General features: G+C 66.9%; 2 protein-coding genes. One reads left to right on the top strand and one right to left on the bottom strand.

Annotated elements, in window-relative coordinates; genetic code table 11:
- A partial coding sequence (locus Q8Q88_RS03610) for an SDR family oxidoreductase (protein ID WP_305673833.1) occupies positions 1-375 on the top strand: 375 nt, incomplete at its 5' end.
- Positions 376-524: 149 nt separating this feature from the next.
- On the opposite strand, the gene Q8Q88_RS03605 is transcribed toward Q8Q88_RS03610, so the two are convergent.
- The gene (locus Q8Q88_RS03605; protein WP_305673832.1) at positions 525-923 is read right to left on the bottom strand and encodes a Tat pathway signal protein; all 399 of its coding nucleotides are present in this window, start codon (positions 921-923) and stop codon (positions 525-527) included.
- Positions 924-1,068 lie beyond the last annotated feature (145 nt).

Here is a 1,068-nt window from a genome sequence, read left to right as displayed (position 1 = left end):
TGCCAGCCGGGCTCGATCATCAACATCTCCTCGATCGCGGGCCTGATCGCGGCCCACAACTCGCCGGTCTACAACGCCTCGAAGGCGGGGGTCTGGCTGCTCAGCAAGGGCATCGCCCTGCACTGCGCCAAGCAGGGGCTGAATATCCGCTCCAATTCCATCCACCCGACCTTCATCGACACCCCGATCCTCGACCCCCTGCGCCAGCAGTTCGGCAAGGAGGTCGCCGAGGGCAAGCTCGCCCGCCAGATCCCGCTCGGCCACATCGGCGAGCCCGAGGACATCGCCAATGCGGTGCTCTACCTGGCCAGCGACGAGAGCAAGTTCATGACCGGCGCGGAGCTAAAGCTCGACGGCGGCATCTCGGCGATGTGAGGCCCTAGTTGCTCCCCTTCTGGGGGAGCTCCCGGCCAATGGCCGGGTGAGGGGGACTTTGACCCTTCCGGTCGTGGATGAAGCCCCCTCCGTCTCGTCGCGACGAGGCGACGATCCACCTCCCCCAATAGGGGAGGACCTTGGTCGCGCTAGTTCATCAGCATCGTGCCCAGCAGCAGCCGGGCGCCCTTCTGGCCCATGACCCGGTCGGTTTCGCGCTGCAGCTGGACCGCCAGCTGGTCGGCGTTGGGCGCGGAATTGGGGTTCATGCCCGAGGCGTAGATCTGCAGCGACTGGACATAGGCCGCCCGCAGGCGCGGCACGAGCATCTCGGCCTTGGCGTGCAGCTTCTCGTTGGGCACGTCGATCCCGGTCTCCACGGTTAACACCCCGCGGCGGCCGTCGGGGCGGATCACTGTGGAGGTGAGGGTGTTGAGCTGGATGAAGGTCAGCCCGCCGCCCTTCTTCTTCTCCGGGCCGGAGGCGAGGGTTGCGCCCGGCGCGAGCGCGGCGATCAGGGCGAGGGCGAGGAGGGGGCGGCTGACCATGCGTGACAGCACGCCACATCATGGTTAGCGCTCTCTTTACGTCCGGGGGCCGAGAGTGCGGCGAAGATTCGCATTTCCCTTCAGGAGCGCCGCTTTTGGGCCGGTTCGCACCCACTTCCCTGGACCTCGACGGCAAGGTGATCCT

This window comes from Phenylobacterium sp. (genome assembly GCF_030697925.1).
Lineage (GTDB): Bacteria > Pseudomonadota > Alphaproteobacteria > Caulobacterales > Caulobacteraceae > Phenylobacterium.
Note: the sequence above shows the minus strand (reverse complement) of the source record. Positions and strands in the feature narration are given on the sequence as shown.

Excerpts from the sequence above, each read along its gene's own strand:
- Q8Q88_RS03605 (WP_305673832.1), bottom strand. The coding sequence starts at position 923 with ATGGTCAGCCGCCCCCTCCTCGCCCTCGCCCTGATCGCCGCGCTCGCG.